Raw genomic sequence first — 19621 nt, 5'->3', positions numbered from 1 at the left:
GGTTCATCCTTTCTTATTGTTTGATTCGTCCGGCTCCGGCAAGGTGCTGTTGCCAGTAGGAGCCTGTCAGGTCTGCGTAACCAATGGGATTTCCGGCATGGTACATCCGGTTATTTCCCACATACAGCCCCACATGGGTGATGTAGGTTCCGGCGTTGTAGGTGGAGTGGAAAAAGACTAAATCCCCTGCTTTTGCTTCGGACAGGGGGATGTGCTGCGTCACATTGTACTGTTCCTGTGCTGTCCGTGGCAGAGCGATTCCTGCCTTGCCATAGCACCACTGCACCAGTCCCGAACAGTCAAAGGAAGTGGAGGGGGAATCGCCCCCATACACATACGTCCAGCCCTCATACTTTAAGGCTTCCTCCATGATAGCCTGTACCGTTTCATCATCAAACTGTGCCACGGTCAGGTATTGCGATACCAAGAGGACATAGAACATATTTCCATAGGAATACCGCCAGCCGCCGTTTTTCTCTACGGCAACAGGGTTGGTGTAGGTGACTTTCTTTCCGCCGGATTTGTCCCTTGCGAAGCTCTCTGCCAGTTCAAAGGTGTATTTTTTCCCGTGTCCTGCCACATAGTCTAGGAAACCGCCGCCGTAGTTGTAGGATTGAATCACACTGTTTAAGTCACATCCCTTTGTTTCTGCCGCTGCGAGCAGTTCCGAGAAATACTTGCAGCCCTGTTTGATGGATTCCTCTGTACTAAGGGAGTTCGGGGGAAGCCCCAAAGATTCCGAGGACTGCATAACGTCTTCCAGTGTGCCGCCGGATTCCACCTGAATGATGGCGAGCAGCACATTTAAGTATTCCTCTATGCCATATTCCCTTGTATACTTTTCCAGCATAGGCTTATGGGCGAGGACTTCCTGTGATACGCTCACGCCCCCATAGATAAGGTTTCCGCCGCTTCCTCCGTCTTCCTCATCCGAGAAGACAATCACCACCAAAAGGAGCAAGGAGAACATCATCACGAACACGCCGGAACAGGCAAAGAAAAGGTGTCTTAACTTCATGGTTTCTCCCCTTTCTTCTGTTTGGCAGCCGCTGTTACCGTTTTTGTCCACTCCTTTCTGGCGGTGGTACGCCGGATGGTAAAGTTAGATTCTTTTACCACAGGGGCAGCCCGTTTTCTTTCCGGTATCACAGGAACCGTATCGTTCTGGACAGGTCTTGTCGGACGGGGAGCAGCAGGTGTGGTGGTTGGAGCCGCCTTTTGTCTTTCATCTGGATGGGATAGGGAAGTAGATGGGACTATCTGGCGTTCTGTCCTTATAGGTGGTGTCTGTTCATGGTGGATGGAAGCCGTTTTTACCATCGGAACCGAAGCCCGTTCTGCCACAGTTCCCCCATAAGAAATTTGTCCCCGTTCCCTGATGGATGGGGAAGCTGGCTGCATGGCTGGTTTTTCTGTATGAGCGGTATCTGCACGATTTCGGAAATCTTCTGGCTGCTTTGCAGTAACAGGGCGTTCATGGACAGGAGCAGTCCCTTTGGGTGCTTCGGAAGCTGTCTTTTGCGGTTGTTTTGCCTGTTCCAGTTCCGCCCTGCGTTCTGCAATGGTCTGTCTGCGGCTTTCTGCCTGTGCGTTCCGCTGTTCCGCTCTGGCAGTTCGGGTCTGGGTTATGCTGGAAGTAAAATCCCTTACACCCTCTGATACCTGTGTTTTCCCGTGGTAAAGGGCGTACTTTGCATTGACAGGCAAATCCTTTGCCTGCTCCCGAAGCTGTCCGGCAGTATCGGCTATCTTATCTTTGGTATCTACCGCCGCACCTACCGCAGAGCCAGCCCGTTTCCATGCGGATTCCTTTTCCGGTGCTGCCTGTCCGTCTGGTCTGCTGTGGTCTGCCTGTGTCCGTTTGGAAGAGCCGGAGTGGGAAACAGTTCTCTGGTCTGAGCCAGCCTGTTTCCCTGCGTGGTATGCAGCCGTTCCAGCCCCAAGAGCCGCCACAGAACGTCCTAACTTATGCTGTAAACGGTGCATATGGGCGTGCATGAGCATACGGGGTCTTCGCATGATACGGCTCCCCATGCTTTGGGAATCCCCACTCTGTAAGGAGAACATCCCCATCAAATCCCCCAGCTTGAAATAAATTCCGGCAAAGGTCACTATCTGCAAGAACGCCGTCAGGAAGAACGGATATTCCCCAGACAGGTTGTAGAGCATGGTGGAAATACTGAACGCTACCGTGATAATCAGGGTGATTCCGGCTCTGGTAAGAATGGTATTGAACAGTTTTGTAATGGCACGTTTTGACATCCCTTCAAAAGAGGGAACCATGCTAAGGAGGAAACTCACAGGCAGGAACATGGCGTAGATGATAAAAAGCACCTGTGAGAAAATCATTATCCCCGTGAGCAGGAATACAAAAACGGAGATACCGATATTGAAGATAAATAGGAAGAAGACGGTTCCCAAGCGGTTGATGGTCTTTGTGATGGTAAGGTTGGTGTTTTCCCTGTCTTCGATTTCCTCCACCACGATTTCTTCCCTGTTCTGCCCGTTGTTTTCGTCTGGGCTGGTTGAGAGCAGGCTGTCCACACGGTCAGCCCCAATACTTTCTACATCCGAGTTGCCGTATTGCAGCAGGAGCCACGGCTGTTTGACCTGAATGGAAAACAGGCTGTCCCGTATCAAATCCACGCTGTCCTTTCCCTGGCTTTCCGAGTTTGGCAGTACAATCTTTGTACCAAGGGTCAGGCTGGCATTGCTGATGTCTGCGGAAAATTCATTGATTTTCCCGATATAATCAGGGGCATAGGCGATAAAGGCAGCGGACAGCACGAACACCACCACGAAATTCACAACGGCATGGATGGCTTTTGTGGTTTCCCGTTTGATAAGCCCTGTGTAGGCAACGTAAATCCCCACCACCAGAATAAGAATCAGCAGGAACCCGATATAAAATCCCTCCGAGGACAAGCCGCCTGTGGTAACGCCTGCAAGGGTCTGCATATTTTTCCCGATAGAATCCGCCGTAGAGGAAATGAAGTCCAGCGAGTAGGCTTCCTGAATCAGATACCCTGTGGCGTTGGAAAGGTACAGGCTGATTGTCCAGATAAAATTTGTGATGGCATACAGCCCGTACATCACCTGTTTTCCGATACCGTCCAGCCAGTTCCACGGGAGCCAGTCCCATCCGCTGTCCACATAAAAATCAAGCTGGTAGTTGTCCAGCGGATATTTGCTGTATTCGTTGGCAGCGTCCACCGTATCATCCACCAGTCCGGCAGCGTGGGCGGCTGTGCCGAAGACTGCAAGCAGCAGGAGGATAAGCAGGAGTGCCAGAAGCACCCTGCCAATCACTTTTCCTGCCATTTTCCAAGACAAGCCCTTTTTTGTGTGATAAGGAACTGTGAATTGCGGTCGGTTGGAAGTTCTATGTATCACCATCATTCCACCTCTTTTCTTACGGGCGGTCTGGTGTCAAAGGCATGGAACAGGTCTTCAAAGATAGGATGGAACTGTATCACGCCCACACGCCCGTACAAATCACTGATAAGGCACTGTCCGTTTTCCAAGTCACGGAGCCGCTTCTGGTTGTTTTCGTCTTCGGAATCCACCCCGAAAAAGGCGAGGGTCTTCTTGATTTCGTTGATGTCTGTGGAACGGAACGCAAATTTCAAGCCCAGATTGTTTTTCAGCTTTTCATCCAGCAAATCGTCCGTGTTCTGGGTGACAAAGTAAACGCCTGCGTTCATGGCACGTCCGGCACGAACCAGCTTCATAGAGAGGGTCTTGCCCTGTGCCACCTGTAGGAAGCTCCATGCTTCATCCAAATCCACAATCTTAAACACGCTGCGGTCTGTATGGATGAAGTCGAGGGCAAAGGTACTGATTACAATGAGCATTGCCACGGAAAGCAGCTCCATTGTGGTGTATTCTTCAAACGAGGTTTCCTTATCCGGCAGCACCAAATCCGCCACCTGAATGATGTTGAGCTGCTTTTCAAGGCTGATGGACTGTGTGACATCCCCATCCGAAAAGAGCAGGTGTGCAAAGTCATAGTCCGTAAAGGATTCGATATGGTCGGCTATGCTGGTGCTGATGGTGGTTCCCTCCGCCCGTAGTTCCTCAATTACCTTGAAAAGCCCCCGTTCTTCACTGTTTGTTACTGCACGGATGGCTTTCCGAAGAACAGGGAACTTTTCCCCGTCACGGCTGGAAATGCCCGTTAAAAAGGTCAGGATGTCGATTGCCAGTGATTCGGAATCCTTTGGGTTCTCCATAATCACATAGGGGTCGAGCAAGCCCCTGTTCTGTTCCTCTGAGGTCAGGTTTACGATATTGATTTCATGGGCGATTTCCGGCAGGGTTTCTTTCCAGCGCCCCCGTTCTGCTTTCGGGTCAACAATGAGAGCCTGTGCCCCAAATAATACGGAATAATAGACTATCATGTTGTTGCTGAATGATTTTCCACCGCCGAGGGAGCCGACAAAGGCGGCAGCAAGGGCGTTGGTGACGGAGCCTTTTACCCCTTGACTGGCAAGGGCAGGCTTTAAGTACACGTTTCTTCCTGTATCAAGGCTGTACCCGATATAAATACCCTCCGGTTCCCCCAGCATCTGGGTTGCCCCGAAGCCAAGACCAGCGAGGAAGTCGCTGGTGACATACTGGATATAATCGTTCAGATACCGCTTGCTGGCAGGGAGAAATTCCCCATGCAGCCCCAGCATATCTCCAAAGGGGCGAACCAGCTTCACGTTCAAATCGTCATAAAAATCTTTCACCTCATTGCAGCGGCGTTTCAGTTCCTCCAAGTCGGGAGCCGTCACACGCACCACATAGGACAGCTTATACATGGATTCCTTACTCTGGTCTAAGGTGGATTCCAGCTCATTTACGCTGTCTAAAGCGTCCACCACGTTTGTGCTGGTTTCGCTGTCATTCTGCCATGCGTGGTTATCCAAATCTTTCAGCTCTTTTTTCTTGTTCCGCACCGTGGAGAGGGCTTTCCGGTTTGTGACAATCTCCACATTCATAGAGGTATCAATGGGAAAAGTAAATTGCTGCTGCTGATAGTAAAAGATTTCCGAGGATGGGAAGTCCAGTTCCCCCACAATGCTGTTGATAGTAAAGTAGGCGGCATAGACCGTCCCGTCTTCCTGTTCGATTTTCAGATACCGCTGGTTTTCCTCTATCAGACAACGGGTGGGTTTGATGAGGTCATAGTATTTCACCAGCGTTTCTTCCTGAAACCGCTTCTTCGGAAGATAATACTCATAATCTTCGTAGGCAGTTCCGGTCTGTCCGTATAAATGCTCAATCAGATAGCCAAAATCGTCCTTGTTAAGCCGCCGGACTTTGAAGCGGCGTGAGATTTTATTCTCCAACAGTTTTTCCATCTTCTGAAACCGCCAGATTTCCTCATTGCTCATGGAAACAAAATCCCCCATGAGTTTGTGGTTGACTTCATGGAGGAAATCGGAAACGGCGGTCTTTGCTTCCCTGCGAAATTGCTTCATGGTGACTTCCTGCTCATTGACAAGCAGCTTGAAGCCGATAAAAAAGCGGTAGTCCACTTGATTTTCCCCTATCATGGAAATCAGGGCTTCGGTCTGTGCGTCAATCTTTGCACAGGCAATATCCTTTAACTTGCCTGTTACTTCCTGTTTGGAGCGTTCCTGTGCTGCCCGTATGCTGGATTCGGTGCTGATTTGCAGGGCGTGAATCTTCCCGTCCCTGTTCTGGGCGATAAGCTGCCGGAAGGAATCGTGTACCTGATATTTCTGTTCAGGGCTTAAAAAAGAATAGTTGTAGGGAAGCAGCTCATAGTAAGCGAAGCACTCCCCGTCATGGTTGAATACAAGGTTATTTTCGATATACTTAATCGGATATGCCATAAATATCACTCCTTACTGCCGTGATGGGTTGTGCCGGATATTCCTTTTCCAGCTTCACGGGCTTTCCTGCATAGGTCAGTTTCGGGCGTACCAGATATGCCAGTACGGATTTCAGGAAGCCGTAAGGCTTCTTCCCGTCAAAGGTCTTCTGGCACATGAACCAAGTGAGGGCAAAGGGTACGCCGAAGTATTTCAAAAATGCTCCGTCAATGAACGAAAGAGGAGGGAGGTTCCCCAAGAGCATAACTGCAAACACCGATACCACGAACCACGCCATCTGTGTGAACGTGATGGGGAATGGCAGCTTAAAATCATTGATGGAATAGAGTACCTTTTCCACCGACCAGATACTGGTATAGCTTCGTATTTTCTTCATGTTGTCCGTCCTTTCTAAAAGATGGGGGCAGCAAAAGAGCCGCCCCTGAATAAAAAAATCCGCCTGTATTTCCTGAAAGAGATACAGACGGGGCTACCGTAAGATTTCATATACGCCGTGGTTCGTGACAACAAAGGTTCCATCCAATTCCATGTCACGCCCATAGGCTGCGTAGTCGATATAGTTTTGTAAGTGTGCCGGAAGTTCTCCAAGCTGTCCGCTTTCTTCCAGATAGTAGCGAGCCACATCCGCCATATCGTCACAGCCGGAATGGCAGATAATATCGTCTTCATGCTCACAGAGTTCTTCGATACTGCCAAAGTAGGATTGCAGCTCTGATAGTTCCTCCTGAATGTACTCCGGTAAGTCCTCCACCATTTCACACAGGCGGTTGACTTCCTCAATGGGGGTATATTCGTCAATCTCAAAGGGCAGTTCATAGTCATGGATGGCGTATTCCTCATATTCATCATTCAAACCGATACGTTCCTTGACTTCCTCAAAATCCACAGGCGGCGTGAACCATGCCCCTACCAGTTCGCCCTCATTGTATTTTCCTAAGTTGGCAATGTAAATCCGCATTTCTTCCAAGTTCCTCCACCTCCTTTTAGCGGTAATAAAAGATACCATTGTCCGTAAACAGGTAGTTTTCGCTGGTTTCCAGTTCCCGACCAATGGCAGCGTAGTCGATATGGTTCAACAGGTCTGGATGTACTTCTCCAAATATCTGTACTTCCTGTACTAGATAACGGGCGAGGGATTTCCCGTCCTGTACCGGATAATAGCGTATCTGGTCTTTGTGGTCGATAAATTCCGTAAAGCTGGGAAACCACCGCTTTTGTACCATATCCATTTCATAATAGAGGGGCGTTCCCTGCATTTCCTGTACCATCCGGCAAAGGGCGTTGATTTCCCAGAGCCTTGTGTTGCCCTCCAATGGAAACGGCAGCTCATAGTCTTCAATTTCGATTTCTTCCTCACTCTGAACGCCAAGACGTTCCCTGATTTCTTCAAAATTCACAGGGCAGGAAAACCATGCCCCAGGATATTCCTCAAAATCCTCATGGTAAAACCGTGTGGTGTTCAGGATGTAGATTTTCATTTCCTTAATCTGTATCACGTCCTTTCTCTGTCAGGTTTTTGGGGAGTTACGCTCCCCAAGCCCCTAGTGGACTTCCGCCATGAAGCAATCAGAGCTTGCTCCATAACGGAAGTGTAAAATGGGTTTTTCTATGCACCGATAATCTTATTGAACAGTTCCAGTAAGATGTCCTTTACACCGTCCGCATTGAAGACCAGCCCAACCGCTACAAGGGAAACTACCAGAAAACCGATAAGTTTGGAAAATTCCCTCTTAAATCCGAGGTACAGTCCAATTACCACGATTGCCAGCAGCACAAGGGACTGGGCGTTGGATAAAAACCAGTTGTAAAGATTCTGTCCGAAATTCATAAAAGCTCCTTTCTTTCCTGTAAGAGTTCTTAGGTTCCAAAATTGCCGCCGTTAAAGCACCACCTCTTTTGCAGCGGCGGCTTGCTGCTTCAGGATTTTTTCGTGCTTCTCCGTCAGCTTTGCATGGGTGATGATGTCATGGACAATCTGGGTGTGGTTCATCTTATCCAGACGGAGAGCCAGCTTTAATGTGGGTGCTACCTGATGGGAGAGCCAGTGCAGGGTGCGTTCAAAGGAATAGGGTTCCGGTTTCGTTGTCAGTTTCAGGCTTCCCCTGTGTTCCCCAATGAACCACGCCCATTCCTCACTGATACGCCAGTCAGAACGGGGTTTCGTATCGTCCTTGTCCACGAACCGGACATAGCGGTTGATGATTTGAAAGGCTGTCCGTTCTGGATTGTCATGTTCTAACAGGTCACGGATGGCGTAAAAGGCACGCTCATTTTTCAGCCGGATTTCAAAGCGGTTCTTTACCTCTGCGTCCGCAATGGGAATATCATGCTTTTTGTACTGCTCATAGTCCTTTTCGTAAATGCAGAAGTACACCTCACTTTGGAGGGAGCCGATATACAGGGTGTTCCCCATACATTCTTTTTCCTCACGCCGTACCAGTTCGCCGCTGCGGTAGCTTTTGAAGCTGCGGAAGACCGAGATACATTCCTCATTCCGGCACTTCTCTGTCAGATGGGGAATGTTCAGGATTCCCGTTTTGTCATTGATGGCGAGGTCAAGCCGCTTCATCACGCCGTCCTCCATGAGAACATCCATGAAAAACTCATACCAGCTCCGTTCCTGTGCCAGCAGATAGCTTTCAAACTGGCGGCAGCCACGCCCTTTCAGTTCCAGCAGCACCCCTTTTTCCAGTTCCGGTGATACCAGAACGAAAATATCCCCCAGATAGTAATGCTCTGTGTAAGAGTAGAAACCGTAGTCTTCATGGATAAAGTAGGGGAGCTTTAGCCGCAGCACGTCTTCCACGATATGCTTCACATCCGTAGTGGGAAAGCGAATCCGCACATAGTCAAAGAGCATTTCAAGGGGAGCGTCTGGGTTGAATCGTTCCAGAGCTTCCGTGATGGCTTCCTGTAATACTTCGGACGGGTGAGCCTTGCCTGTTTCAATGTCGCTCAGGTACGGACGGGTGATTCCGGCAGCTAGGGCAAGTTTCTGTTGTGAGATACCGTAACTTTCCCGTTTTTCTTTGATGTCCCGTACCCATGTTTCTTCATTCAGTGAAAATCCCTCCTGTCTAAAAAAGCGTATGTCAACTTTCAGAGCCTTGTTGACACACGCCGGATATGGGAAAATCCCTTGTGTACCATGGGATTCTGCCCTGTTGTTTGGTTGTTGCCTGTCGATTTGTACCCCTCTGTTAGATACGAGGGGTTTATGCTGGCGTGCCTTGCGGCACACCAGCCACAGCAGGTCAGTCCGCTTCTGCGGCTTTCGCTTCGCACGCCGCCTGCACTCCCTGCCTGCTGTCTGTCAGTTTTTTTATTTCTTTGAGGAAATCGTGTCCTTTTTGTACAAGGGGCGTGTAAAACTCCGAGATAACGCTAGTTCCCACATCCACATAGCCACGCCCCTTTATCTGCTTTAGGAAGAAGTCCTTTGTGGTTTCCCCGAACATCATCCCATAGCCCATTTCCGACATCCGCCCCAGAGCCACACGGAAATTGAACTGGTCACGGATTCCGTCCCCCAGATACTTTGCGTCCGGACGCTGGCAGGCGAGAATCAGGAAGAAGCCAGCCTGCCGCCCAAGCATAACGATTTGTTTTAACTTGTTGAGGACAGCGGCGTTTTCTTTTGTGCCGAGCATTTCCATAAATGCCACATATTCATCAAAGATAAGGAAATTTGCCGGAAGCCCCAAGTAAGCGTAGTTTTCCCCTGTCCGGTAATTCTCCATGAGCTTCATGTCTTCGCTGCGTTTCATCATTTCCTCATAGAAACGGTCAATGCAGGAAAGCATATCCTCCTTTTTGTAGTACACATCCGGCATAACCGCCTGTAAATCCGCAAGGTCGGCGTTTTTGGGGTCTAACACGAACAGGATGGCGTTGGTGCGGAGCAGGGCTTCAATAAGGGTTAGGATAAAGTAGGTCTTTCCACCGCCGGTTCCTCCGGCAATGAGCATATGGGGGAGCTTATCATACTCCCACCAGACATTTTCCATAAGCCGAAGCCTGCCGTCCTTTGCCTGTACATCCTCAATGGAAATACGGTTGGCAATGGTATCATAAAGCAGGGTGTATTCCACATAGGAATCTTTTAATTCCTTATCCGTCAGCTCACAGTACAAGCCGCTTTCCAGCTTTTTCTCCAAGTTTAAAAGCTGCTCCTGATATTTCCCCAAGGTGATTTCCACACGGATATGGAGCAAGCCCTGTTTCATCCGGTAGTAGATTTTTGGAAAGTAAGTGATGGCTTCTTTGGAACGGCTGGAAGACAAGTCCTTGAAAAAAGTGTCTTCCTTTCTCTGTTCCGATTCATACCACTTGTTTTCCAACACCATCCTTGCCAGCTTTTGGCGGTGGATGAGCTGTTTTACTTCGTCCCTGCGGTATCGCCAGAACAGAAGAACTGCTGCAAGACACACCAGCCCTGCCACGCCCATACTGAATAACAGGTAAGGGATATTTACATCCTGTATTATCTGGGAAAGGGACACTTCCTGCCAGTTGGTTCCGGCAATCTGCCGGATATGAAACAGCAGGACAACCAGCAGGAAGACAGGGAACAGGGCGGCAAGGGCAGTATGGAACACAAGGTCTTTATCCGTGGGGCGGATACGTTTTCCACGGGGGAAAAGCTGTTTCATGAGAACAATCCTCCTTTCGTTTTTTTATGTTCCTGTTATTTTACAGGGGGAGCGTCTTTCTTCGGTGGCTGCGGATTCATGGCAGCCCCTTTTTTCAGGACAATATCCTCTGCCTTGATGTACCAGTCCACCTCTGCCCCCTGAAAGGTAGCTGTTGCCACGGTATCTGCCACAGGATTGATAAGTTCTACCTCTGCGTTATAATCGAACTCTTTTAACGGCACGCTGGCAGGGACGGAAACCTGAATCATACGCCCCTGTCCTCTGGATTTTAAGTCATAGGTACGCTCCTTGATTTCTTCTGATACCGAGCCGTCTTCATTCTGGAGGTGAACCTCACGGCGGAGGGCAGAAAATTTCAATGCCCCGAATGTTGCTTCCTTGTCAATCACGATTCCGTTTGCTAATCTCATAGTCTGATGTCCTCCTTTTCCTTATGCTTTTACCATATCGTCAGCGTGTAAAATGTAGTTGGAAAAGCCCCTTGTGCCGATTTTATAGCCCTCTGCGGTAATACGGGGATTGACGAGCTTTACACGTTCCTCAAAGTCAAAATGTTTCTCTCCGGCTTCGGCAGGGAGGATAACCACAATATCATCCGCCCTCTGTACGTCTGAATAAAGGTTGAAGCTGCGAGAGAGTACCGCTATGCGTCCGTTGATTCTTCTCTGTTCTGTTTTGTCTTCTCCGGCAAACTCCAAGTTGCCGAATGTTTTTTCCATGTTGGGGATAACAAATTTTAATTCCATATAGATGTACCTGTCCTTTCTGAATGTTGTGTTTGATGGTAGGTTTCGGGTTCCGGTCTGGAAGCGGAGGGGAATGCTCCGGCGGTGGTGATTTCTTCGTAGTATCACATCCTTTCTGGTTTTAGGGTAAAAAAAATAGACGCTCAGTTTTGAACGTCTATAAAAAGTTACTATGCAGTTTTTGGTTAGTTTATATCATCAGAGGATTTGCTTTTATCTTCCAAATCAATATCAATTTGAATACCCAACAACTTGCTTTCGGGAGAATCGTCATTTAACTCTAAGATGATATTATTAGTAACGATTTCTTCGTATTCTGTGTTGGACATCAATGATTGAAATGATAAAAGGGCATCTTCATTGATAGAACATATATATTGAAAATTCTCTTTTGGGCATGTTTCAGAAACAATACGGAAAAGAGTTTCACGTTGGCGGGGATCCATATTAGCAAATAGTCTGCTATCATGGGCAATAAACTTTATTTTGCTTTTTCTACATATTAAGAGCAGAAAGTCAAAACAAAACATACGAACTTCGTTCACGCCATCGGATGAATCATCTTCAATTCGAGCTTCAAGAGTATATCTTAAAGTATTTTCACCAGAATTATTTTTAATCACTAAGCCACTACGCTTTTTGGGATAGAAGCGTTTAGCAAATGTCCAATATTTATTTTTTAATTCTGATAAATATTCTGCTTCATCGTCAAGATACGTTTGTGTTTCTTTATCTTGTATGATTAAATTTGCCTTAATATCTAGTACAGTGTCTTTGTACGTTTTCAAAATCCGTTGATACTCATGTATTCTATTTAGCTCATTTTGTAAAGCAGCTAATTGTTTAGTTAATGCAACATATTCTTCTAATGCACCATGAGAATTTAAGAAATCTAACAATTCATCCATCCGTTGTCCTAAGACATTTATCTTATCATCAATTTCTTGTAATTCTGCTTTTTGCTTATTTAATTCTTTTCTTAAACGGGCATTTCTGGTGGTTAATAAATTGGAGTGAAATTGTAAAACTTCATCAATATTCTTCTTAACCATAGCAGGTATTTCTACATTGGCAGCTTCGTAAATTTTTAATAGTTTTTCTTCTTTAACCTGAGCAGTTTCTTTAAAAGATTCTTCTATATTCTTGATGTAATTACTGATTAAAACACGTCTATTTTCGAGGGCTTTTTTTTGATAACTTTTTTCATCTGCTTCTTTTTCAAGCTCATGATAATTATTAGAAACTTTAAAAGCAGAAATTTCTTTTTCAAGCTCAGAAATTCTGTATTCCAAATCTGCAACATCTAATTCTGCGTCATTTTTTCCTAAATAATATTGCTTAAATATAGGGTCTTTTTTTATTGCTTTTTCAGTTGCACTTGCAGCTAATTGCTTTTCACGAAGTTCCTTTTTACTGATAATTAAATCAGTATCTATGCCAAGCAGATAACAGTTATTCAAAATTTTACTATAATCTGTTTCTTTAGGAACAAAGGAATCAAAAGTTGAATAACAAGACCGGTAACGACGTACAAATCTTGAAAACAAGGTATTCCAAGTCATATTTTTGGGATTTGATGAAATTCCAAAGCACAGATTGAGCAATTTTTGACGTAAAACAGTAACGGTTAAGGTTTCACCACAAAAGTTTATTTTATTTTGTTCATTTGTACTACGGGTAGAATAATATTTTACACCATCAATTTCAAAATTAAGAGTAAACTCCCAATCAGGCAATTTCTGAGCAAATGAGGTAATTTTATTTGCACCTAAACAAAAATGAATAAGGTGCAATGTTAGAGATTTTCCTACTCCGTTATAGGTATTTCCATCATTTTCGTCAAGAGGAGCAACCTGTTTTCCAACAATAATGTTGATACCATCTTTAAAAATTATAGGATGAAAAGATGGTTTATTAGCTCTTAAACTAAGCAGCTTCATAACATAATAGCCCCCTTTCGTTAATTTTGATAGCTCCGATAATATAAAGATAATCTAAGGCAATAACAAATTGGTCGAAGGAAAATTTAACAGGATATTTTTTATTTGTATATGAATCCTTGTAATATTCCCATAAATCTTCAACAGAAATAGGTTCGGTTAATTTTTCCAGTAAAAAAGCCCCAAAACCAAAATATGATTCGTTAATAGATAATTGTTTTTTGGGTAATATCATAATTTTCCTCCTTTCCTTAATGATTATTGCGGTTCTTCAAAAATATCACAACTTGAAAAATAATAAGCCATTAAAACTAGTACGCTTGTTTGAATGGGTGAGGTGTTTTTACTGCTTGCTTTTTCTAAAATATAATAAAAACGACAATCAGAACAATTTTCTTGTGTATCAGGAATATTTTCTTTAGATTGTTCATATAAAGCGTTAAATTTTTTCTGCAATATTTCTTTGACACCAGGGTTATCATTAAAATAAAGCATTAAGGTTCCTTCTTGATAGCTACCAACAATAAGTCGAGATTTTACTACTTCACTTAACCCATTAAATGCGATTTTTTCATCAAAATCAGGAACTGTCAAATTATCCATTGAGTTCATTGGAAGTTCTGCATTTATCAAATAAGTAACGGTTTCATGAAGTGCTTCATACTCAACAACAGGTATTATCTCATCTGGTATATAGCCTATAATATCTTGCTTGTCTAAATCATCTAAAGACATAAATACCTTTTCTAAATCTTTTGCGGTAAAAGTACCTATGTCACTCTGTGCATATTCAGGGGCGTTGTTCAATTCCAATGCCATTTGAATTATTGGTGCAGGTAATCCTTTATATTTGTCATTGACAACAAAAAAAAATTTCTTTATAGGGCACAAACTATTCCAATGATTATATAAGCCAGAAAAATCTGTTTTTAATTTCTTTACAGCTTCACGAATGGTCGTATCTTTGGTAATATCTTCAGGAGAGAAAATTTGATAATAGGTTCCTGTAGTATGGTCAAAACCATCATTTTTCATGTCCCCTATATTACCATAGGCTTTTACTGGTTGAAAATTGGGATTTGCTTTTGTCATCACAGAAACAAAGAAATCCTCATATTGTTGCCCTGTATATTGTAGTATATGATTACTAAAAATTATTTTTGCTATGTAATGTTCAGCGTTACCTATGGGGAACACCTCACTTTCTATTGGGTATAGATACTAATAGTATACCACAATATGAGTTGCGTGCGTTATTTTTTTGATTTTATGAGAAAAAAATTTCATAAAAATAGACGTTTCATGTTTTCACACAAAACGTCTACTCCTTGCATTAGGAAAAAGAGTATCGTATAATCTTGATAAATGGTTTCCTAGCTGGAACTGAACCAGCTAACACGTTGCTAACACTTTTGTTACCAGTACAGGATATTTCGTGAATCTATCTTCCGTACAGACCTCACGCTTTTCCTGTATTATAAGGTGTTAGAGAGTATTACAGGAGGTTAGAAACCACTTGCTGCGAAAGGACATTTAGAACTCCTAAGCGAGGGGTCGGAGGTTCAAATCCTCTTGGCGACGGGCTTCAAAGCGTTCGAAAATGTTAGCTGGATTAGCTGACAACGAACGCTTTTGTTATTTTCAAATCACGTTCGTGACACAAAATTCCATTCAAAATGATCAATTTCCAGCTAACGCAATCCGATTTTTGTTAGCTGACAGCTAATCAAAATTACCGGTTTGCAAACATGGGTTTTAAGAAGTCCAGCTAACATTTGGGTTCCGCTCCGTTGTCACCTCTTATTCGGGGATGCAAATCAGAGAAAAGGCGGGAAAAGAAACAATCTCTCCCAAACTTGCAAACATGAATTAGCTGAAACAGTATTCAATTCTATTAGCTACAGCTAATGGTCAAACAGCAATGTCTGTTTGGAACTTTACTATCTATAAAAGTTCCAGGCAGGCATTTTTTATTTCCTGAATCCTGGAGGAAAGGAGTCAAGATGACTGAGCCAAACAGACAATCAGGAGAAAACGAAGAAAGAATCATAGAAATTGAGATTGAGCGTCTTCGTCCGTTCAAAGAGCACCCGTTTCAGGTAAAAGATGATAAGGAAATGTTTCTTTTGCAGGAAAGCATTGAGAAGTATGGAATTTTAAATCCGCTAATCGTCAGACCAGTACCGGATGGATACTATGAGATCATATCCGGTCACAGAAGAAAACATGCTGCGGAGAAACTGGGATACCGTAAAGTACCGGTAATCATCCGGGTATTAAGTGAAGATGATTCCATCTTGAGCATGGTAGATTCCAATCTTCACAGAGAACGGATTAGCTACAGTGAAAAAGCTTTTGCTTACAAACTGAAGAATGACGTATTAAAAAGAAAAAGTGGTCGAAAAAAGAGCCAAGTTGACCACAAAACACCAAGAAAGCGGGCAATAGAAATCATCAGTGAAGATTGTGGTGATAGCCCAAAACAAGTGCAGCGTTATATCTCACTGACAAAACTGATACCGGAAATGTTGCAGAAACTGGATGATGAGATTATTTCTTTTTGTCCGGCTGTAGAGATAGCTGCATTAAGTGAAAAAGAACAAAGAGAACTGCTTGTAGCAATGGAGTATGCACAGGCAATCCCATCACTCTCACAGGCCCAGAGGATCCGGCAACTGAGTAAAGAAAAACAGTTGTCACTGGAAAAGATGGAAGAGATCATGTGTGAAGTGAAAAAGGGTGAGATCACAAGAGTGGCATTCACAAACGAGCAGTTGCACAAGTATTTTCCAAATTCTTATACACCGGCAATGATGAAACGGGAAATACTGGCACTGTTGAAATTATGGAAAAAAGAATCATGGGAAAGTTAAAGGAGGAAGAAATCATGTGTAAAGTTATATCCGTAGTAAACCAGAAAGGTGGCGTCGGAAAGACCACCACAACCGTAAATGTAGGCATTGGACTGGCAAGAGAAGGTAAGAAAGTGTTGCTGATTGACGCGGATCCACAGGGAAGTTTAACCGCAAGTCTTGGATATGAGGAACCGGATGATCTTCGCATCACATTGGCAACGATCATGATGGATGTCATCAACGAAGAAGAAATCTCTCTGGAAGATGGGATTTTACATCACCAGGAAAATGTAGATCTTCTCCCGGCAAATATTGAGCTTTCCGCACTGGAAGTAACGATGGGAAATGTTATGAGCAGAGAAATGATCATGAAAGAATATATCGATGCGATACGATGCCGATACGATTATATCCTGATCGACTGTATGCCGAGCCTTGGTATGATGACAATCAATGCACTGGTCTCTTCCGATTCTGTGTTGATACCTGTGCAAGCCGCATATCTGCCGGTGAAAGGACTTCAGCAGCTGATCAAGACCATTCTTACAGTAAAGAAAAGACTGAACCGGAAACTGGCGATTGAGGGCATTCTCCTGACCATGGTAGATTTCAGAACCAATTACGCAAGGGATATTGCATCGAGAGTACATACAACCTACGGAAGTCAGATCGAGGTATTTGAAAATGTGATCCCGATGTCTGTAAAAGCTGCTGAGACCAGTGCAGAGGGAAAAAGCATCTACATGCACTGCCCGAAAGGAAAAGTTGCCGAAGCATATAAGAACTTAACACAGGAGGTTTTGAAAAATGAAAAATAGAAGTGGCGAAAAGATTAAACTGGCAAGCATTGATGAACTGCTGGGTGTGGTAAATGAAGAATCTGCAATGGAGATAGAAATCAGTAAGATCCATCCGTTTAAAAATCATCCGTTCAAGGTGCTGGATGATGAAAAGATGCAGGATCTGGTTGAAAGTGTAAGGATCAATGGAGTACTGACACCGGTACTGCTTCGAATGGATGATAATGAAGAATATGAAATGGTATCCGGTCATAGAAGAATGCATGCAGCACAGCTTGCAGGACTTACGACTATTCCGGCAATCGTAAGAGAATTATCGGATGATGATGCCGTGATTGCGATGGTGGACGCTAACATTCAGCGAGAGGAACTGTTACCGAGTGAGAAAGCATTTGCATATAAGATGAAAATGGATGCTATGAGAAGAACAGCAGGTCGTCCGACAAAAGAAAATCCCCGACAAAATGTCGGAAATTATGAGACGGCAGATCTCATTGGAAAGGATAATGGAGAAAGTGGACGACAGGTTCAAAGATATATTCGTCTCACGGAATTAATACCAGAACTTTTAGATCTGGTAGATAAGAAAAAGCTCCAATTTACAGTTGCTATTGATATCTCCTACATCGATAAGGAAGTACAAGAATGGATTTACGAATATATTAGTGACACTGGATTTATTAAGCCAAAGCAGATTGCAGCACTCAGAAATCAGCTGAATGATGGGCCAATCAATCAGATTCAGATGTTATCAATTTTCAATAACTGTGTGATAGCAAAGAAAGTATCCCGGTCTCTTACTTTCTCAGAAAAGAAACTGACAAAGTATTTTCCGGATGATTATACAGCCAAAGATATGGAGCAGGTGATTGAATCATTATTAGAAAAGTGGATGCAGGAACAGTCCTGTTAAGGAGAGAAAAGGCTAAGAAAACAATGTCAAAGAAGTTTAAAAAAAGGACTTCTTAGCAGAAAATGAAAGGAGGAAATTATGGAGAAAAAAATGACATTTAATTATTTTTATGGTACCGAAGCTGATCAGTTCAGCTTCTACCGCATACCAAAAGCATTATTTACAGACAGCTATTTTAAAGATTTATCAAGCGATGCTAAAATTTTATATGGACTGATGTTGGATCGAATGTCTCTTTCCATCAAAAATCAGTGGTTTGATGACAAAAACAGAGCATATATCTACTTTTCCATCGAAGATATCATGGAATTACTGAACTGTGGCAGAAATAAAGCCATCAAATCCATGAGAGAACTGGATGATGAAACCGGAATTGGTTTGATTGAAAAACGCAGACAGGGATTTGGAAAGGTGAACGTCATCTACGTGAAAACCTTTATGCTTGAGAAAACAGATGAGAAAAAATTTGGAGAGGAATTAGAGAAGTTTAAAAAACAAACTTCTGTGGAAAATGAAGAGACTGCAGAAGTTTACAATTTAAACTTCATGAAGTCCCAAAATCAAACTTCTAGAAGTCCCGAAAACAAACTTCAAGAAGTTTACATTTCAAACCCTAATAATACTAATCTTAGTGATACTGAAATGAATGATAATAAATCTAATCATATCATATCTGTGGATGAGAAAAGATGTGATAGCGATAATCGCTCTGAGGATTATCAGGCTTATGAAAACCTTGTCAAGGAGACCATTGATTATGAATCACTGGAAATAACCCATCATGACGATATGCGACAGGTAGATGAAGTCGTGAACCTGATCGTAGAAACTGTGATGTGTAAAAATGACAAGATCTTGATTGCCAGCAACTGGTATCCGGCATCTCTGGTGAAGAAAAAATTTCTGATGCTGACCTATTCACATATCGAGTATGTCTTACACTGTATGCGTGGTAACACCACAAAGGTGAAGAACATCAAGAAATATTTATTAGCAGCCCTGTTTAATGCACCGTCTACGATGAATGGGTATTATCAGGCAGAGGTGAACCATGATATGCCAGGACTGGTAAGATAGGAGGTGCACATGTTTATTTTAAAACTTGCTGGGAAAATATTATTACTGCCGGTATGGCTGATACTTTTTGTGATCGGCCTGGCAGTGAAGATGACAGTACAGACTTATGCGGTTGTCAGAGGAATCCTTGGATTTATATTCACTTTGTTGATTATAGCGACTGCATACTGTTACCATGATTGGGTACAGGTTGCATTCCTGTTTTCGCTGAGTGTAATTCTGTATCTGATCCTGTTTGCAGGAGTGTTTATAGACACTGTACTGGATATGACAAGAGAAAGTATTATTGATTTTATTTTATCGTGAGGAGGATATGAAAATGAGCGAAAACAATGATTTTATTCAGTTACCACCGATCAAAAAAGACACACCTTCCGAAGTGGTCTCAATGATCTGGCAATATTTGAAATTACCCGAGGAATCCAGAAAAAGGGTGAAAGCAGAGTTGATTAATGTACATGAGAACTGTGGGAAAGAAGATTTTCAGATTCCTAATCTCTATGACATCGTTTCAAAAGAGGAAATCGCAGAATTTGAGGGCATCATGCGTAAGATCATAACAGGAATTATTTCTGAGGCCAGTGGTATAGCCACCTGGGTGTATGTGCAGAAATATGAGAAACACAAAACTCTGGATGAAATGCTGCAAGAATGGCAAGGCGCAGGCCAGTTTATTATTGTCATGGATACCTGGTTCGAAAAATTGATGGCGGAATAATATGATACTGTGATAGAATGAAGAAAACGATTTGATGGGCAAATCGGTATTTATAAAGGAGAATATTGATG

Annotated in this window: 20 protein-coding genes; 6 read left to right on the top strand and 14 right to left on the bottom strand. The window is 43.7% G+C overall.

Features of this window, described 5'->3' with window-relative positions:
• Positions 1-13 precede the first annotated feature (13 nt).
• From PG840_RS14620 to PG840_RS14555, 14 genes are all read right to left on the bottom strand, one after another.
• Positions 14-1018, bottom strand: a complete 1005-nt coding sequence (locus PG840_RS14620; protein ID WP_226855240.1) for a bifunctional lytic transglycosylase/C40 family peptidase — start codon at positions 1016-1018, stop codon at positions 14-16.
• On the bottom strand, positions 1015-3396 hold the full coding sequence (locus PG840_RS14615; protein ID WP_416888036.1) for a CD3337/EF1877 family mobilome membrane protein: 2382 nt from the start codon (positions 3394-3396) through the stop codon (positions 1015-1017). The genes PG840_RS14620 and PG840_RS14615 overlap by 4 nt, the downstream gene beginning before the upstream one ends.
• A complete protein-coding gene (locus PG840_RS14610; protein WP_118516142.1) occupies positions 3396-5846 on the bottom strand; it encodes an ATP-binding protein in 2451 nt (816 codons plus the stop codon). Before PG840_RS14610 ends, PG840_RS14615 begins: the two co-directional genes overlap by 1 nt.
• Entirely contained in the window at positions 5830-6222 is a 393-nt protein-coding gene (locus PG840_RS14605; protein WP_005427021.1) for a conjugal transfer protein, read from the bottom strand. The genes PG840_RS14610 and PG840_RS14605 overlap by 17 nt, the downstream gene beginning before the upstream one ends.
• 93 nt (positions 6223-6315) lie before the next feature.
• Positions 6316-6804, bottom strand: a complete 489-nt coding sequence (locus tag PG840_RS14600; protein ID WP_181975791.1) for an antirestriction protein ArdA — start codon at positions 6802-6804, stop codon at positions 6316-6318.
• Positions 6805-6829: 25 nt separating this feature from the next.
• Entirely contained in the window at positions 6830-7324 is a 495-nt protein-coding gene (locus PG840_RS14595; protein ID WP_322090587.1) for an antirestriction protein ArdA, read from the bottom strand.
• A gap of 128 nt (positions 7325-7452) precedes the next feature.
• Positions 7453-7674 (bottom strand): hypothetical protein, encoded by a 222-nt coding sequence (locus PG840_RS14590; protein WP_002570387.1) that lies wholly within the window; start codon positions 7672-7674, stop codon positions 7453-7455.
• Positions 7675-7725: 51 nt separating this feature from the next.
• On the bottom strand, positions 7726-8949 hold the full coding sequence (gene mobT, locus PG840_RS14585; RefSeq protein WP_109258216.1) for a MobT family relaxase: 1224 nt from the start codon (positions 8947-8949) through the stop codon (positions 7726-7728).
• 151 nt (positions 8950-9100) lie between these two features.
• Positions 9101-10498, bottom strand: coding sequence for an FtsK/SpoIIIE domain-containing protein (locus tag PG840_RS14580; protein ID WP_015552524.1), 1398 nt, complete (start codon positions 10496-10498; stop codon positions 9101-9103).
• A 35-nt stretch (positions 10499-10533) separates the two neighbouring features.
• Positions 10534-10911 (bottom strand): YdcP family protein, encoded by a 378-nt coding sequence (locus tag PG840_RS14575; RefSeq protein ID WP_015552525.1) that lies wholly within the window; start codon positions 10909-10911, stop codon positions 10534-10536.
• Between the two features lie 21 nt (positions 10912-10932).
• Entirely contained in the window at positions 10933-11247 is a 315-nt protein-coding gene (locus PG840_RS14570) for a YdcP family protein (RefSeq protein ID WP_270613809.1), read from the bottom strand.
• 185 nt (positions 11248-11432) lie between these two features.
• A complete protein-coding gene (locus tag PG840_RS14565; protein ID WP_225084496.1) occupies positions 11433-13187 on the bottom strand; it encodes a DUF2326 domain-containing protein in 1755 nt (584 codons plus the stop codon).
• Complete coding sequence (locus PG840_RS14560; RefSeq protein WP_020994402.1) at positions 13174-13422, bottom strand: ABC-three component system middle component 6; 249 nt, start codon at positions 13420-13422, stop codon at positions 13174-13176. Before PG840_RS14560 ends, PG840_RS14565 begins: the two co-directional genes overlap by 14 nt.
• A 23-nt stretch (positions 13423-13445) precedes the next feature.
• Positions 13446-14279 (bottom strand): ABC-three component system protein, encoded by an 834-nt coding sequence (locus PG840_RS14555; protein WP_225084495.1) that lies wholly within the window; start codon positions 14277-14279, stop codon positions 13446-13448.
• An 815-nt stretch (positions 14280-15094) separates the two neighbouring features.
• On the opposite strand from PG840_RS14555, the gene PG840_RS14550 reads away from it, so the two are divergent.
• The 6 genes from PG840_RS14550 to PG840_RS14525 all read left to right on the top strand — a co-directional run bounded on the left by PG840_RS14550 (position 15095) and on the right by PG840_RS14525 (position 19550).
• Positions 15095-16060 carry a ParB/RepB/Spo0J family partition protein gene (locus PG840_RS14550; RefSeq protein WP_055160129.1) on the top strand — a complete coding sequence of 322 codons (966 nt, stop codon included), beginning with the start codon at positions 15095-15097 and terminating at the stop codon, positions 16058-16060.
• A gap of 14 nt (positions 16061-16074) precedes the next feature.
• Complete coding sequence (locus tag PG840_RS14545) at positions 16075-16860, top strand: ParA family protein (RefSeq protein ID WP_055148854.1); 786 nt, start codon at positions 16075-16077, stop codon at positions 16858-16860.
• Positions 16850-17755, top strand: a complete 906-nt coding sequence (locus PG840_RS14540; RefSeq protein ID WP_055183005.1) for a ParB/RepB/Spo0J family partition protein — start codon at positions 16850-16852, stop codon at positions 17753-17755. The genes PG840_RS14545 and PG840_RS14540 overlap by 11 nt, the downstream gene beginning before the upstream one ends.
• Before the next feature lie 78 nt (positions 17756-17833).
• Entirely contained in the window at positions 17834-18832 is a 999-nt protein-coding gene (locus PG840_RS14535) for a DUF6017 domain-containing protein (protein WP_270613807.1), read from the top strand.
• 9 nt (positions 18833-18841) lie between these two features.
• Positions 18842-19138 carry a hypothetical protein gene (locus tag PG840_RS14530; protein WP_118365081.1) on the top strand — a complete coding sequence of 99 codons (297 nt, stop codon included), beginning with the start codon at positions 18842-18844 and terminating at the stop codon, positions 19136-19138.
• A 7-nt stretch (positions 19139-19145) separates the two neighbouring features.
• A complete protein-coding gene (locus tag PG840_RS14525) occupies positions 19146-19550 on the top strand; it encodes a hypothetical protein (RefSeq protein WP_118252521.1) in 405 nt (134 codons plus the stop codon).
• The last annotated feature ends 71 nt before the right edge of the window (positions 19551-19621 follow it).

This window comes from Coprococcus sp. AM97-35, from assembly GCF_027697525.1.
Lineage (GTDB): Bacteria > Bacillota > Clostridia > Lachnospirales > Lachnospiraceae > Allocoprococcus > Allocoprococcus comes.
This window is presented reverse-complemented; position numbering and strand designations above follow the sequence as displayed.

Coding starts and splice junctions, on each gene's coding strand:
- PG840_RS14570 (WP_270613809.1), bottom strand. CDS start 11,247: ATGGAATTAAAATTTGTTATCCCCAACATGGAAAAAACATTCGGCAAC.
- PG840_RS14590 (WP_002570387.1), bottom strand. CDS start 7,674: ATGAATTTCGGACAGAATCTTTACAACTGGTTTTTATCCAACGCCCAG.
- PG840_RS14615 (WP_416888036.1), bottom strand. CDS start 3,396: ATGGTGATACATAGAACTTCCAACCGACCGCAATTCACAGTTCCTTAT.
- PG840_RS14575 (WP_015552525.1), bottom strand. CDS start 10,911: ATGAGATTAGCAAACGGAATCGTGATTGACAAGGAAGCAACATTCGGG.
- PG840_RS14560 (WP_020994402.1), bottom strand. CDS start 13,422: ATGATATTACCCAAAAAACAATTATCTATTAACGAATCATATTTTGGT.
- PG840_RS14555 (WP_225084495.1), bottom strand. CDS start 14,279: ATGACAAAAGCAAATCCCAATTTTCAACCAGTAAAAGCCTATGGTAAT.
- PG840_RS14605 (WP_005427021.1), bottom strand. CDS start 6,222: ATGAAGAAAATACGAAGCTATACCAGTATCTGGTCGGTGGAAAAGGTA.
- PG840_RS14545 (WP_055148854.1), top strand. CDS start 16,075: ATGTGTAAAGTTATATCCGTAGTAAACCAGAAAGGTGGCGTCGGAAAG.
- PG840_RS14530 (WP_118365081.1), top strand. CDS start 18,842: ATGTTTATTTTAAAACTTGCTGGGAAAATATTATTACTGCCGGTATGG.
- PG840_RS14600 (WP_181975791.1), bottom strand. CDS start 6,804: ATGCGGATTTACATTGCCAACTTAGGAAAATACAATGAGGGCGAACTG.
- PG840_RS14550 (WP_055160129.1), top strand. CDS start 15,095: ATGGTCAAACAGCAATGTCTGTTTGGAACTTTACTATCTATAAAAGTT.
- PG840_RS14565 (WP_225084496.1), bottom strand. CDS start 13,187: ATGAAGCTGCTTAGTTTAAGAGCTAATAAACCATCTTTTCATCCTATA.
- PG840_RS14580 (WP_015552524.1), bottom strand. CDS start 10,498: ATGAAACAGCTTTTCCCCCGTGGAAAACGTATCCGCCCCACGGATAAA.
- PG840_RS14525 (WP_118252521.1), top strand. CDS start 19,146: ATGAAAATGAGCGAAAACAATGATTTTATTCAGTTACCACCGATCAAA.
- PG840_RS14620 (WP_226855240.1), bottom strand. CDS start 1,018: ATGAAGTTAAGACACCTTTTCTTTGCCTGTTCCGGCGTGTTCGTGATG.
- PG840_RS14610 (WP_118516142.1), bottom strand. CDS start 5,846: ATGGCATATCCGATTAAGTATATCGAAAATAACCTTGTATTCAACCAT.
- PG840_RS14535 (WP_270613807.1), top strand. CDS start 17,834: ATGGAGAAAAAAATGACATTTAATTATTTTTATGGTACCGAAGCTGAT.
- PG840_RS14540 (WP_055183005.1), top strand. CDS start 16,850: ATGAAAAATAGAAGTGGCGAAAAGATTAAACTGGCAAGCATTGATGAA.
- PG840_RS14595 (WP_322090587.1), bottom strand. CDS start 7,324: ATGAAAATCTACATCCTGAACACCACACGGTTTTACCATGAGGATTTT.